This window comes from Massilimicrobiota sp. An134 (assembly GCF_002160815.1).
GTDB lineage: Bacteria > Bacillota_I > Bacilli_A > Erysipelotrichales > Coprobacillaceae > Allocoprobacillus > Allocoprobacillus merdigallinarum.
On record NZ_NFLH01000043.1, the window covers coordinates 1 to 15,186 of the forward strand.

16 protein-coding genes are annotated in these 15,186 nt (G+C 28.9%); 3 read left to right on the top strand and 13 right to left on the bottom strand.

All coding sequences use genetic code 11. The features are described 5' to 3' along the window. Window positions 1–284 precede the first annotated feature (284 nt). Window positions 285–566 carry a hypothetical protein gene (locus tag B5E79_RS12095; RefSeq protein ID WP_087298203.1) on the top strand — a complete coding sequence of 94 codons (282 nt, stop codon included), beginning with the start codon at window positions 285–287 and terminating at the stop codon, window positions 564–566. Window positions 567–997: 431 nt separating this feature from the next. On the opposite strand, the gene B5E79_RS12100 is transcribed toward B5E79_RS12095, so the two are convergent. The 9 genes from B5E79_RS12100 to B5E79_RS12140 all read right to left on the bottom strand — a co-directional run bounded on the left by B5E79_RS12100 (window position 998) and on the right by B5E79_RS12140 (window position 8,510). Continuing rightward, window positions 998–1,714, bottom strand: coding sequence for a hypothetical protein (locus B5E79_RS12100; protein ID WP_087298204.1), 717 nt, complete (start codon window positions 1,712–1,714; stop codon window positions 998–1,000). Beyond that, window positions 1,707–2,186 carry a Panacea domain-containing protein gene (locus B5E79_RS12105; protein ID WP_158095504.1) on the bottom strand — a complete coding sequence of 160 codons (480 nt, stop codon included), beginning with the start codon at window positions 2,184–2,186 and terminating at the stop codon, window positions 1,707–1,709. Before B5E79_RS12105 ends, B5E79_RS12100 begins: the two co-directional genes overlap by 8 nt. A 396-nt stretch (window positions 2,187–2,582) precedes the next feature. Further along, window positions 2,583–4,346: a type III toxin-antitoxin system ToxN/AbiQ family toxin gene (locus tag B5E79_RS12110; RefSeq protein WP_087298206.1), complete on the bottom strand. Its 1,764-nt coding sequence runs from the start codon at window positions 4,344–4,346 to the stop codon at window positions 2,583–2,585. 548 nt (window positions 4,347–4,894) lie between these two features. Then, window positions 4,895–5,341 (bottom strand): hypothetical protein, encoded by a 447-nt coding sequence (locus tag B5E79_RS12115; protein WP_005330834.1) that lies wholly within the window; start codon window positions 5,339–5,341, stop codon window positions 4,895–4,897. A 14-nt stretch (window positions 5,342–5,355) separates the two neighbouring features. Next, window positions 5,356–5,817 (bottom strand): hypothetical protein, encoded by a 462-nt coding sequence (locus tag B5E79_RS12120; protein WP_087246076.1) that lies wholly within the window; start codon window positions 5,815–5,817, stop codon window positions 5,356–5,358. Window positions 5,818–5,840: 23 nt separating this feature from the next. Continuing rightward, the gene (locus B5E79_RS12125; RefSeq protein ID WP_087246078.1) at window positions 5,841–6,260 is read right to left on the bottom strand and encodes a hypothetical protein; all 420 of its coding nucleotides are present in this window, start codon (window positions 6,258–6,260) and stop codon (window positions 5,841–5,843) included. A 23-nt stretch (window positions 6,261–6,283) separates the two neighbouring features. Continuing rightward, window positions 6,284–6,634, bottom strand: a complete 351-nt coding sequence (locus tag B5E79_RS12130; protein WP_087298207.1) for a DUF3784 domain-containing protein — start codon at window positions 6,632–6,634, stop codon at window positions 6,284–6,286. Window positions 6,635–6,816: 182 nt separating this feature from the next. Continuing rightward, a complete protein-coding gene (locus tag B5E79_RS12135; protein ID WP_087246084.1) occupies window positions 6,817–7,251 on the bottom strand; it encodes a cytidine deaminase in 435 nt (144 codons plus the stop codon). Window positions 7,252–7,463: 212 nt separating this feature from the next. Then, on the bottom strand, window positions 7,464–8,510 hold the full coding sequence (locus tag B5E79_RS12140; RefSeq protein WP_087298208.1) for a virulence RhuM family protein: 1,047 nt from the start codon (window positions 8,508–8,510) through the stop codon (window positions 7,464–7,466). Window positions 8,511–8,840: 330 nt separating this feature from the next. On the opposite strand from B5E79_RS12140, the gene B5E79_RS12145 reads away from it, so the two are divergent. Next, entirely contained in the window at window positions 8,841–10,898 is a 2,058-nt protein-coding gene (locus B5E79_RS12145; RefSeq protein WP_087298209.1) for an ABC transporter ATP-binding protein/permease, read from the top strand. After that, window positions 10,870–12,564 carry an ATP-binding cassette domain-containing protein gene (locus B5E79_RS12150; RefSeq protein WP_087298210.1) on the top strand — a complete coding sequence of 565 codons (1,695 nt, stop codon included), beginning with the start codon at window positions 10,870–10,872 and terminating at the stop codon, window positions 12,562–12,564. Before B5E79_RS12145 ends, B5E79_RS12150 begins: the two co-directional genes overlap by 29 nt. 337 nt (window positions 12,565–12,901) lie before the next feature. Here B5E79_RS12150 and B5E79_RS12155 read toward each other — a convergent pair whose 3' ends face one another. From B5E79_RS12155 to B5E79_RS13710, 4 genes are all read right to left on the bottom strand, one after another. Further along, complete coding sequence (locus tag B5E79_RS12155) at window positions 12,902–13,267, bottom strand: hypothetical protein (RefSeq protein ID WP_087298211.1); 366 nt, start codon at window positions 13,265–13,267, stop codon at window positions 12,902–12,904. A 166-nt stretch (window positions 13,268–13,433) separates the two neighbouring features. Beyond that, on the bottom strand, window positions 13,434–13,751 hold the full coding sequence (locus B5E79_RS13355; RefSeq protein WP_143746785.1) for a hypothetical protein: 318 nt from the start codon (window positions 13,749–13,751) through the stop codon (window positions 13,434–13,436). A 461-nt stretch (window positions 13,752–14,212) separates the two neighbouring features. Further along, window positions 14,213–14,488, bottom strand: coding sequence for a hypothetical protein (locus B5E79_RS12165; protein ID WP_143746786.1), 276 nt, complete (start codon window positions 14,486–14,488; stop codon window positions 14,213–14,215). Between the two features lie 368 nt (window positions 14,489–14,856). After that, on the bottom strand, window positions 14,857–15,186 hold a 330-nt coding region (locus B5E79_RS13710; protein ID WP_206393202.1), incomplete at its 5' end, for a hypothetical protein.

A 15,186-nucleotide genomic window follows, 5' to 3' on the forward strand; every position in this document is an offset into this window, starting at 1 on the left:
GCCTTGGACTGGACTTTTTTGACATCGAACATGTCAATGATATGTTGATTCTCCACAAAATGAAAATCATAGATATTATAGACATTGTATGGGATTTCCATATAGGTCCCATCTTCTGCAATCAGGAAATATCCTCTATATTTTTTAGGGAGCGACGATGTATAATAGATGGCTGAAAATCGATTGATGAGATATGAAAAAACATTTGGATTCAGCTTTCTAATGGCCTTGTTGAGAGCCTGCTTGCTTATTCTCTTCTCAAATCGATCTATGGAAGAATAAAAATGAGAGAGTTCAGCATTGGTTGTGGTTCTGTTTCTGAAGATGAAGTAATAGATGAGCGAATAGAAATTCATATTTCTATTTCTGGTAAAGTCCTGTGTTCTCTTGCGACAGAGTCTGTTTGTGATATCAGAATGAATGATAGCATTAAACTCACTGAAGATAGCAGCCAGCTGAGAAGACTTAACTACATTATTCATCATCATAGACAAGACGAGGCTTTTTCTTGGCGAAAGCAGCCTTCAGAAAAGGAACGGATTCCTCATCAACCTGCCCAAAGTTGATAAGGACACGATGTTTAGGAACGCCAGAAGAATCACGATAGGATTCAACGAGTGCGCAAAAACAGGTATTTTTCTTACCCTTATTATTTTTGATAACTCTAACGAACATAGAAGCACCTTCTTTCTTAACTACATTATACAACAAAAGTAAAGGAAATAAGATAATAAATAGATAATTATACTTAACTACAAGTAAAAAAGACACTCTTTTATTTCCAAAAAAATAAAAAAAAGCCAACTTACTAAGTTGACTCCATTGGTCTTGATTTTATCAGGACTTTTTTTATTTCAGTATAAATTATTTTTATTTTTCAAATTAGGGCAATTTACTTTTTGACACCTTTTCGACACCCTAAAAGCATAAAAAAACACCTCTAACCGCAATGGCTAGAGGCTTTTTGTGCTTTGTATAACAAATTAGGTATTTTTAATTATTTATAATCTAGGATTTCTAGCAAACAATTATCACATATATATATTTCTTTTTTTATGACTGCATCATCAAATCTGGAATTTAGTTTTTCAGTCGCCCCACATCTTATACATTTTTTTGGAAATGTAAACCTTTTTATTTTATCAGGAAAAAAAGTAAAGGTAGAAACATCTTTGTATTTTCTAATAGAGCCCTTTTCCGTTTTATAAATAAGATGGTGAGGGTCAAATAAAATAATTTTAAATATATTTTCTTGAAAATACCCTATAACCCTGCCATATTCATTTGCAAGTCCTATTTGCCACAAATATGCATCACCAATATTCTGTTCAATCCATGAATCTGCTTTTCCTTCAGGTAAACCATTTGCTATATATAGCGATTTAATAATGTTTTTAATTAAATTGATTTGTTTAGAATCTGAAATCACATGGCTATGCTTTCTAAAATTTTCATCTCTGCGATCGAACAAATTTTTACATTTTGTCTTAGATAGCGAAGCGAAAAGTATTTTGTGCATATAATCAAAATACTCTATATACTGTTTAGGGGTTCTAAATTTGTTAGTGAAATCATTAAAATTAACAAAATAAAATAAGTACGGAAACGAAAAATCCAAAACAATATTTCGTTCTAAATATGAAACATCAATGCTTTCTGCTTTGGTTTTAGAACCAGGAGCATTGAAAGCTTTTATTTCGCCTTTTTTACTCACTAGCTAATTTTGAAAAATAATTGAAAATTGTTTCGTCTCTAAGCACTTTTTTACCCGGTTCATATGGATTTAAACCACTTCTTGATTCAATCCATGGATCTTCCATGTGAGTCATTGCTTCTAATTGATTTCCTGTATACTTTTTATATGTTTCATAAACATCATTCAATATATCTACAGTTAGTGTATCTGTTTCTGGTACACTACCGTATCCTTTTGCAGGTGTTAAAAGTTCCATGCCCTTAAAAGGAAATCCTCTATATAATTCATAACTCACTGGACCATGTACCCACCCTTGAATATCATTTTTAAATAGACGATTAGTTATACCGTTTTCTATATCATTAAAATAGTATAAATACCACGAATAAGCAAAATAGCATAATTTTTGTAGCTTTTTTTGATCCATACGTTCTTTGTTTAAAAACCAATTCGCTACTTCTAATACGCTATATTTTTCTCCTCCTGCCATAATTCTCTTCTCCTTATTACTCCCATTTTTCTTTCTCGACTTCATTATATATACACAAAAAATCAAAATCAAGGGAATAGTACATTTTTTATCACACTTTATCATTATTTTATACCTTCTTAATTTTATTTATACTATAGTTATAATACTTTTACTAAAAAATATGTACACTTTATAAAAAATCATATACAAAACTAGAAAGTATTAAAATAAAAAAGACTAGTCCATACAGACTAGCCCAATGGAGTCAACTTAGTATATTAGACTAGGTGACTCCATTGGTCATGATGAAAGTCATGGCTTCTTATTTGTATAAGAAAAGGTATAGGCCCGCATCTATCTGCACATCCAACCTCAAGTGGTCAGAAACCCATATCCAATTAGAGAAATCCAGTTTTATAAAACCTCTTTCAATTTTTCTATACGTTGAATCAATCCATAATACAATGCTTCTATCTTATCTTCCCCCATTGCAGTTAAATAATCATATCTATACAGCATATTTCTCCACTTAATAGCAACTTCATATAACTCATCATAGTTAATTTCAATATTCTGGTTTTGAGAAACAGTATTCAAAATATAATCAAAATCTATACCCTTTTGATTGAAGAACGTACCAGAAGCCGTATGAAAATTGTATTCATAAATTTTGCTTTGAGAATACATTGCCTGCCCACTATCAAATATAGGAGCTATATCTAACCACTGCAAGCTATTCACATCTCTTACTACACCAAAATTTCCTAAATGTCTATCTTTATTAACTATTAAATAATCTAAAATAAACATTTTAAGAAGTTTTTCTTTTACATTTTTGATTCCTTTTTCTTCCAATATTTTAATATAATATTTATAAACACTTGTACTTCTTTCGGCATTTAAATCTACATTTTCGAATCTAAGAATGGAGAAAGAAGATATATATTCTGTATTAATATCAATAAAGCATTCACATTTTGACATTATTTTATGACCTATTTGATCGATAGTGTAATCAACATGATCTAAGTTTATAACTTTACAAATATCACTTGCAAGAACTTCACAAAACGGCTCTAAGTCCATTTGTCTTAAAGAACTTTTTAATAAATATCTTTTCTTATCAGATTCAACAACCCACGCTTTCTTCAACATTCCATCAGATGTATTGTTAGGCGTATATAAATTGATATTATCTTTAATTAATATTTTATTTTCAAAACTTGCATCAATAAAATCCTGACTATTAAAATCATTCATAAAGAAATTAATATCATGCAAGTCCATTTGTTTTTCGACTGGATTTAACCAATATTGATCACTCAAAGATAATCCAAATGCTTTATTTAATAAAATGTCCTTATTTTTTATACCAACATTATCTAAGAAATCATCTAATCCTTCTCTCCATGAAGGAATGCCACGACCTCTAAACCATGAAGTAATACAATTAACATTAAGTTGTTTTTCTTTAAAACATTCTAAAGGTGCATAATCAGGATTATATATTTCAACAATATCTACAACAGTATTATTTTCATTATTTAATGTAATTTTAGAAATTTTTGTCGTCTTGTTCATTAAATAATATTCTGTAATTCCATTAGTGAAAGGATTACTAATAAAGTATTCATCATCTGGAAAACGATTATAATGCTTGCCATAATGTTCCATTTCATAATCTGTACAAAACTTTTCAGCCACAAAAAAATCAACTGTCCTATTAAGATAAGGTTGTTTATAACCTTTTATTTTTTGCTTGTATATTCTTTGCGCTGACTTTTCTATTCTTGATTTATTTTTCTTTAAATATTCTATTTTTTTATTGAAAAGAGATATTAAATTTTCCGATATGACAGTAAAGTCAAATGATAACAATTCATTATAAGGGACCGGAAACATATTAGATAACATACATTTACCAAGACTTTTTTTATTATCAGAAGATGTCATCCTTAATACGAAAGGAGTAGATTTTTTAATTGTACCATCACTTTCATAATCACTACTATCCTCATTATTTATAAGTAAAAAATAGATATAACCATTAATTTTCAAAACTGTACCTAATACTTCTTCTTGTTGAGGTATAAACAAACTTATTTTTTGAATTTCTTTTAAATAAACGCATATATCTATAACCTCCTCACTAATAAAAATAAAACAGAGAAAAGTCATAAGACCTTCTCTGTTTAAAAACTTAAATCTACCAACTAAGGCTATTGTAACTCCCTTTTACTGGTTCCAACTCAGGCTATGGTCCTCCGTTTTAGAGAAGAATTATCTTCTATAGACAATATAACATAAATAAGTTTAAATTTCCATAATATTATATGTTTAGATATAATTCTTTTCATATTATAGTATATAGCTCATGACTCATATTTATAATTGTTTTCTTATTTTATTACATTTTTATTTTAGTAAAAATAGTTGATTTAGTAATACTCATGAGACAAAGACTTCCTGAGGCGATTACAGACTTCGAGAGTTGCACACAAATTTTTTTCATCATTTTCTAACTGATTTTGTGAGACTCTAGGAACTATAAAAACTCAAAAAGGCTTGATTTTTCAGCGAAATTTGGGATGCAGATTCAAGCGAAGAAGCTTGTAAATAAGTACAAAAAATACAAAATTTTAAAAAGTACTGATTTTATGATCAGAATTTTTTTATGCAATAACTTGTTATCATGTCATTAATCTATAAACTGGAATTTGTAAATATCATTTTACATTTTTATATGAAATCACAATATGACTTGGTGCAAATAATACTGATGCAATAATCAATAGCACTGACCTACTCATAATCCCACTAAATAAGAACAACATTGAAGGAATAATAGAAAGTGCTAATGCTCTGAAAACGCTGTTTTTCTTAAAACATATAATCCAAATAGCACAATAAAGCATTACCAATATGGTATCTACAATCAGATATAGTGCAAATGCTTCGTCAGACCACCACCCGAACCAAGTTCCCGGAATATTGATTATCATGAATCCGAAACAACCCAATCTCCCTACTTGTTCTGTGACCTCAACATATTTATTATTCCACTTATTATCAAATCCATCTTTGCACTTAATCGCAAATACAACATTGGGTATCATAATGACTGCAATAAAAATCAGCCCAAAAACATTAAACCATTCCATATTATCTACCATCACAAACTTCTAATTTATATAATAGCATTTTCCATTGATTTTTCTTTTGTAACTTTTTCACCTAAATAATTAGCAAGCTTTTCTGTAAAAAAGCTAAAGTAAGATACTCCGTTGTTTCTTTTATTTTGAAAATATGGCAAAAATCCCCATAGTGTTGATGGAATCCCTATTACTATTAAATATAATGGTCCAAAAATAAGGGATTGAATTGTATGACCATATTCGTGAACTAAAAGCCTTTTACTTAATTCTTCATCTGGTATTTTATTTTTTGTTCTTTTATCTTTCATCGGATTAGTTGTTGTAAAGACGAACATTCCCAAAGATACACTTGAAGGAACATTTCTTTCAGTAATAATTGCACCGTGATAAAAATAATGTTTATTTTTTATATTAATTAAAAATACTATAAATCCTAACAATGTTTGTGGCAATCCCCAAGTGCATTGAATTAATATATATATTACATTTTTCATAACTAACTCCAATCTACAACTTACTATTTCTCATCATCTAATAACTGTATTTTAATCACATCATTTATTTCTGCTGGTTCTGTTTCTTGTATACTACCAGTAAATATAATTGATATATTATCTCCTATTTCTAGCTCATCAGCATTTATTTTAGTATGTCGCCATTCTAATTCAGTAGCCTCTGTAATTATAAACTCAAAATTTCCACGAAAGTTTATATCGTTTATATCTAAGCCTTTTACTGTTAATGCTATATTATCTATTGTAAAATTAGTATCTCTTATATCCGTAATTGTTGCATAAAAAGTTTGATATGATACCTTATGATTATCTAAGTTTTTTTCAAAATCATCATAAGCTCTCTTGTACCCTATAAAATAACTTATAATTGCCACAATTATTACCGCTATAATACATAAACATACTATTTTTTTCTTTTCCATAATTACCTCCAAATAATAAATTACTATTTGTATTGACGGTATTTTTTAGGATTTATCTTAGGTATTATAATTGATAGAATAACCATTATTGCAATTATCCCAAGTCCAACACATAAAACAAAATCATTGTGATTAAAGCTGCCGTATAATAAAAGAAATGCTCCTATTCCGCAGAAAACAACGCATTTTCCAAACAAATGACATATTGCTTTCTCATTGTATGTTGCTTTTTCTTCTTTACTCATCGTATTCCATCCAGCAAGAAACCAAGTACCCTTTTGATTATAAATATTCACACCCCACACTATTGCCCCCAAAGAAATTGCTAATGTAAGGACTATCTCGAAGAAATTCATATTTTCAACTCCTTCCATAAAAACACCTTGATAACTTCTAATTTATCTATCTGAACTACTTTAAAAATCAAATAAATTAAAGAGGAAATAATATTTTTTTGTAAACATCTATAAAACTTTATTTTGAATCATTTTCCTCATACCAGATTTTTTACTTGATTGCACTTTTTATATTAAAATATGTTATTTCGAAATTGATTTCAATCCTCAAAATGTTCTAACTCATCACTAGGATATGCTCCTGACCAATGATATGGCTGCAACTCATGTAAAGGAACAAAAAGTAAAGAATTGTCTTGTGTAGTGACTGCCACTTGCACATCTTCTCCCCAAAATCTAAGTCGCTCTTGACATATCCCACAAGGAGATAAAACCTTATAAGGAGAGTTCTCATCATCACGTACAAGACACATACAATGTGTAACCTTTTCGTTGAATTTATGTGCTTCTAACATTGCACCTGTTTCAATACACAAAACGGCTGAAGCATTAGCAGTATCTATACTAACACTGGTAAAATAATGTCCATTTGCTGTATGTACTACACCTGCACCTCCCCAACCTTTGGGATATCTTTTTTCAATTAGCTCAACAGCTCGTCTGTACATTTCTTTTTCTATATTAAAGTTTCTCATACAATCCTCCTCAAATTTTCAACTTGTTTATTACTTTTTAAATAATTTTGAAAATATAGATTTTGACTTATTTTCCAAATCATTATATGTATCTATAATAGTTGTTTTTTCTATTGCTTCTATATTTTTCAGCTTAGAAGACCACTCCAATGCTTTATTAGAAAAGCCATGATCTTCCCAATTTTTAAAAGCACTCAAATATTCATATTTAACTATTCCTTTATACTTTCTTCTAATTCTAATAAATATCTATCATAATCAGAGATAAATTGTTTATCTTGAATAATACGATACTTCTCAAATTCAGTTTCTGCTTTAGTTTTTGCAATTTCTGCAGTTATTTTTCCTGCATCTTTGAGAATTTCACGATCATCAGCCATTAAAAATAAATCTAAACGTTTGCTCCAATCTTCCATAGTCATTGGGATATGTCTTTCTGCACGATCTTCTGCTAAATCAAGATACGCAGATACAATACGTTCTAGTGATCGCATTTCCTGTTCATTTAAATAATTTTTAGCAATACTTACATCACTTTTTACAATCTTTCCTTCTGGAGCAGCTGCCCATGTTGTAAGACCCATATGTTCTTTTCTGGCATCTGCTCTTTCATAAATCAGCTCAGCTGCAGTATGTCCATGCACTGCATAGTGCATTTTATTTTGAACCTTTGCAAAAAATTGTTTGGTTGTACTTGCTGTACGGTCATAATCTAGAGAAGTCGCATATATATCTGTAATCTTTTGATAAAATCTTCGTTCGGATAAACGAATTTCACGTATCTGCTCAAGTAATCGGTCAAAATATTCTACTGTAAGTACAGAGCCTCCATTTTTAAGCCTATCATCATCTATTACCCAACCTTTAATAGTGTAATCTTTGACAATATTATTTGCCCATTTTCTAAATTGTACAGCACGTTCATTATTTACTTTAAAACCAACAGCAATAATCATCTGTAAGTTATAATGTTTTGTATTTCTTCGAACTTCACGCATTCCCTCAGTTTGAACTATCCGAAAATTTCGGATAGTTGCTGATTCTTCTAATTCTGAATCGGCAAACACTTTTTTTATATGATCATTTATTGTACGTACATCAACCCCATATAGAACAGCCATCATTTTCTGTGTCAGCCATATATTCTCATCTTCATAGCGCATTTCAATGCTATCTTTCTGATTCCCGATAGAAGCAACATAGGTAAGATACTCTGCTGCACTTGAACGAATATTAATTTCATTTTTCTTTTTCGTCAAACTAAATACCTCCTATAAAATTTCAATTTATCTATATTCTTAATTATAACATATACTATCATTTGATATCATATCTAAATAATAATTTTCATCAATAGAGTGTTCACCCAAAGTTTTCTATCGGATCTATCACAAACAATAATTCCTTTTTCTTTCAATGATTTTTTAATAAAAAATAGTATTTATTTTTCAATATTAGTCATATATTATAAAGCCAATAAGTTATGAACAAAATAGACAATATATTTTTATATTTTAACAAAATAAATAGTATAATAATTCTATTTTTGATAAAATATTAATAGAATTATTGAAAGCGTGGTGCATAGAATGAAATTAACTCAAATTACAAAAGTTTATCATAATAAAAACAATGTTATTCATGCTTTAAAAGATATTAATTTAATGATTCCAAATTATGGCATAACATATATCATAGGACCAAGTGGTTGTGGAAAAACAACACTATTAAATATCATATCTGGCAAAGATACAGATTATGAAGGACAAGTTGAAAACTGTGGTCTTGTTGAATGTGTCGAACAAAATCTCAATCTCATAGAAAACATGAGTGTACTTGATAATCTGTTATTGGTTAATAATGATTCAAAAAAAATAATAGATATGTTAAAACATTTTGAATTAAATGATTTTATGGACTCTAAAGTTAAAAAGTTATCAGTAGGTCAGAAAAAAAGAATACAGATTATTCGTTCTTTACTGGTAGATTGTGATTATCTTATTTGTGATGAACCAACTTCAGCTCTTGACTATGAAAATAGTCATCTTGTTATGGAATTATTGAAAGAAGTCTCACTCAAAAAAGGTGTTATCATTGTGACTCATGAATTAGCCCTCATAGATGAATACACTGGACATGTTGTTCATATGGGAAAAGGTATTATTGAAGATAGCAATTACGATTATCAAGATGAACCTAGAATCCTAAAAAAAGATATTTCTTTACATCATATAAAAGAACATTTTTCTATGATTATAAAGACAATTCAGACAAGATATGTATCTTTACTGGTTAAGATATTATCTATCCTTTTGATTGGATGTTTTGTCTTTGTTGGTGTATCTTTGTTCCCTTCTCTAGATCAGATGATTCATCAAAATGGAAAATGGCAAACACATGATAATCTCATTATTACCCAAAGTCGAGACCATCAGATGTCCTCAAAAACTGGTGATTTATATGATGATCAAGATATTCAAATTGTCAAGGACAATATCAATGGTGTCATAGGATACCAGTTTGGTTGGCAAGCAGCACAAGTGAATTTTAATTCTGTATTTTATCCGGAAATGTATATTGATGATATAAGAGAAGCTATATCAACAATGAAACCAGAAGATCAAAATAAAGATTTTTATCAAACATGTTTATCCATATTAGAAAATGATGTCAAACTGTATGAAAGCGAAAGTGGCCAATCTTTTCCAAAAGATATTCCTTTATACATGGATTATCGAAATATTGAAACATTTCAAGATGGAGAGTATGGTTTTGTTCTTGATTTAGTTCATTTTTCTGATTATGGATTCAAAGTCCAGTTTTATCAACTGTTTAAAGGTTGTCAAATAGATTTATTAGCAGGAAGAATGACGGAAAACAATCGAGAGGTTGTCATTTCACAAAATCTTGCCTTAGAACTTTATAAGGCAAAACATTTAGATAGCATGGAACAGCTCATTGGCACGGAAGAAGTCTTGAATATGAATAGCCCTGGTCTATCTGAAGAATTCAAAATTGTAGGCATTGCTTATGCTCAAAACAAAGATGATTATATGATCTTTTTACAAGAAGGAACGATGGAAGATTTATTAAGTGATCACCATATTACTAACAAGGATAAAGTCAAATATCTTTATGTATCTTTTATCAGTGATGTCCAAGAGGATGAAACAGCCATTGCTGAAAATATCAATCAAACATTAAACAGTAATAAAAGTGAATTTGTTGTTTATACAGATTCCATCCTAGCTGATGAGCAGGCCACTGAAAATCACCAAACTCTCTATTTCTATTTGCTTGTTGGTGGTGGATTATTTGCATTGACAGTCATCTATATTCTAATACTATTTTTCGATAGAAAACGTTATCGAAAAGAAACTTATATTTATAAGCATTATGGTTATCAGCCGTTCATCATTTATGGAATCATTATTGGGTTAAGTTTACTTACTGCTTTTGCTTTACAGATGATTTTCTCTACAATTCTCTACAATTTAATGAATACTATTGCCGCTCAATTCGGTTATCCACTTCTTTCATCACATAGTCTTTTATCATACCTTTTGACTTCCTTTATTACAGCAACTCTCATTATCATCATAGAAGGGGTTTATTATTATGCAACTTGCACTTCAAAACATTCATAAATCATTTGGAAATCATATCGTTTTTCAGAACCTATCTTTTGATTTTTCAAATTGTGGATTTTATCTTTTATGTGGAAAAAGTGGGAGTGGAAAATCAACATTACTTAATATTTTAGCTGGTTATGAAGAGATAGATAGTGGTCAAAGAATTATAGATAAGGATATTCATATAACAAGTATTTTTCAAACCTATGAACTTATTAATGAATTGACAGTATATGAAAACTTAAAGATGTTAGAAGATATATATAATGAAGATGTTTCTATGGATTCAATCATGCAGCAATTAGGCTTGCAGGAAATCAAAGATCATTATCCATATGAACTTTCTGCTGGTCAGCAACAAAGAGTTGGTATTGCAAGAGCTCTTATGCAAAAACCACAAGTTATTATCTGTGATGAACCAACTGAATCGTTAGATATAGAAAATAAAAAAATTGTTCTGGATTTACTAAAAAAACTTTCAAACCATTGTGCTGTCATTGTTGCATCTCATGAAAAACAGCTGATGATGGAATATAGTGATTACTGCTATGAAATAAAAGATTATCAACTATATTGCATTTCATCATCACAAAACGATAAACTTCAAATATCCCCAAAACCAAATTACAATCAACAATCTATTCGCTATTATTTCCATAAGATATTTCATAAAAAGATGACCATCATGTCATTGATACTAACATGTCTCATTCTTATAGAGATTGTATGTGTACAAATTGATTATTCTTTGTTCATGCAGGAACATGGTCATGATGCCCTTAATTATCGAAGCCTATATATTACAGATTATACATCTTCTCTACAAGATATAGAGAATAACCATCTGTTGATTCCTTTCCAACCTTTAGAAATCAATCATCAACTAAAAAAAGTCAATGTTTATCCATGTCCTGATGCTTCACGAGTTCATGATAATGAAATTATTATCAATGACAAGCTTGCTAAAGCTCTGCAACAGGAAATTGGTTCAACTATTGAATTATCCTATCAGTTACAAGAAGAAAGTTACCCTCTAACATTCATTATCAAAGAAATCATTGAAGAAAAGGATGTCAATCAAATGCAGATTTATTACTCATATGATTATATGATCAATAAATTAAAAGACACCCCTTATTCCTTAAAATATCCAACTCAGTATGATCTATTAACCAGTGAAACTTTATCTTATGAAATCATCATTGATGGAGATGTCGATCAGGTATATGAGCAATACAGCAATCAAAAAAACATATCAGTCTACCACAGTATTCTTACAGATTGGATAATTCAACAAAAAGAATTTCATTTTTATCATATTATCTTTGTCATTGTAGAAATCTTATTATTTGTGATGAACATATGCTTTTTGTTTTATGATATCTTGAAAAATATGAAGAAAAACCAAAAAAATATCTCAATCATGTATTCATTAGGAATTCCATTATCATTATTGAAACAACTATATTTAAAAAAACAAGTCAAAATATTGCTATGTTTTCTTACACTACCAATAATTGAATGTCTTATTACCTATGTATGTGGCATTGATGAATCATTAGTAATGATACTGTTTATACTTGGAATAATGCTTTTATATATACTTGTTTTAAAACTAAGATTGAATGCTTTAAAAGTCACACATATATCAACAATACTTAAAATATCACAAGATGAATAAGGCATGATATTCTCATTAAAAATCTAAGATACATATAAAGAAGTTCTGTTTTTATCAGAACTTCTTTATTTTTTGATAATCCAAAAACCCACAACCGCAAGTTATTTTAAATTACCTAAAGAAAAAAAGGTATGATTCCGCATCAATCTGCACATCCAGCGACAAGACGCCAGAAAATCATACCTATAAAGAATATACTCTTTTTCTACTTAGAATATACCATTATTGTTAAGTTATATCAACATAATGTTCATATGGTTTTCTCATCAAACTCCAATAATGTTATTCTCAATAAGAGAATAGAAATCGTTTTCCTTTTTCGATTTATTTAGCCTGATTACACTGCATAAATTATCGGCTCATTTCTAGAATCACACGGAATAATTGATAAAACATTAGAATGCAATTTTATGGTATTGATCATATTATCTTCAAAGTCTGGTTTATTAAATGTGTCAAAAATAATAGATATATCCTGATCAATTGAATTAACAATTTTACTTAACAGAAAGATATACTGTTTTTCTTTGTCTTCCTGTTTAAATGACTTATCCTTTTTAATGTATGAAGCAAAATACACATTGTATTTCATATCATTGAGTTCTTTTAACATCTTTATCTTTATTTTCTGATAATGTCTATCTAATAGAACACCCTTAAATTCTAAAAATATTTGTTGTTTAGTTTTTTCAGATAACTTCATAGTCTTAATCTTTTTTTAAATCTTTTATAGGTCATATCTGTCATAGACTTAGATACGGTCAATAAACCAGCAACAATAAAATAATCCTCACATTCAGTTTCATCAACAAATAATATCATTATATGGTTTCCTCTTTCTTGTTAATAGCCTTTTTACATTTTATCATTTATCGTTCTGCATTTCTATATAAGCTGTTGAATTGTGTATCATTTTGTCTTTCATTCATTGATTTCATAATGTCTCTCATCTTCAATGAACGATTTTCTATCCCTTCATAAAGCCTCACCGCCTTTCGTAATTCCTTAATTTTTTTGGAAAGACTATACACATCTCTTTGAAGTTTCTCTTTTGTATCAGGATTTTTACAATATCTGATTTTGTTGTAGACACACTTTTGTTCCTTAATAAGTGATTCCAGTCTATTCTTGACAATTGACTCTTCTTTTTTACATAATAGAGTTGCTTCCTTTGTTATTTGATCCATGTATCTTAAATCCTCCTTCAAAAAAAAATGCACCTTTCTTTTATGAGGTGCATTCTTGGGCAATATTCCCATTTCAAACATATAAAGGACATACAGGACACGAAATCCTGTTATCATTTTTGATTTTTTGATATTTCCCTGATAGTGATATATTATAGGTTTTGTTTTTTGTACAGTATTTTGAAAAGCAATATCATTATTGAAAATACGAAGATTGATATTTTCTTCACTGTATGATTCATCTTTGGTGAGATTATGAAGTCCAAAAAATTTCTCAGCACTTTTTAGTTTGATGACTATATGCTTGACATCTATTTTGACTTCATATCTCATTAATTTTATAATATCTAATGAATTGTATAAAGGTCATTGAATTAATGACAACTCAATTGAGGAAGCCAATAAATAAACATAAACAAATATAAGATTTAAAAAGTTCTAATTTTAATTTTTCATTTTAATTATTTTTTACTGTTGTCCAGTATATATTCTTCATATTGTTGCCTACCTTCTTTAACCAATTCAAGTCTATATCTATCTCCCGTCAACAATATTCGACTCCATGTATTAATAGGGAATTCTTTTAATAATGATGTTTGATATTGATCTCCGTCTTTAGGTGTCCAGACTTTGTCTAATTTATATTGATTACCATTTTTCTTCATTGTTACTTTCATATAATCTAAATATCCATTGATAGAATTTCCATTATCTTCATACTGTTCAATGTAAAACATGCCATAAATATATATGCTTTATTTTTTAATGTAATTATTATCAACTGTATATTCAAAAGCATGGTGAGCGGATACAGAAAAGATGAAATTTATATCTTCATACATTCCAGGAGAATATTTGTTAGTCTCTATCATTGTTTCAAAATTATCTTTCACAGTACAATCTATCTCTTTAGACAATTCAACTGATAAACTCATAGAATTAACCATAAATTTATAATAATCCCTATAATAGCAATAATCTTAATTGATATAATTGTCGTTTTTTACTTTTTTCTTCTCGTTTCAATCTTCCTTGCAATCTCAATTATTATTTATAAAATCATTATTTACACAGTGAGCCTACTAAAAACCTCAAAATCCTTATTTTATCGGGATTTTGAAGCATAGAAATCTCTGTATCTTAATGATTTGGTAAGGTGTATGGCGCTATTTAGTACCATTTCGACCTTTTCTAGCTTATCAGCTGGGGGATTAGATATAAAGCAATATAGATTAATGTAATGCTGTATATCATCTCTAGAAAATCCTGGATGAGATCTTAGAAATCGTTTTAGTAAGTAACACTGCCTGTTTATAGGATTCAATGGATTATCTTTATCTTTGCATTTTTTTAGCTTATTTGCATCATATGATTCATCGCTTAGTTTCAATTCTTTTATCAGAATCTTATGACTTTTTTCTTTGTCATGTATAAG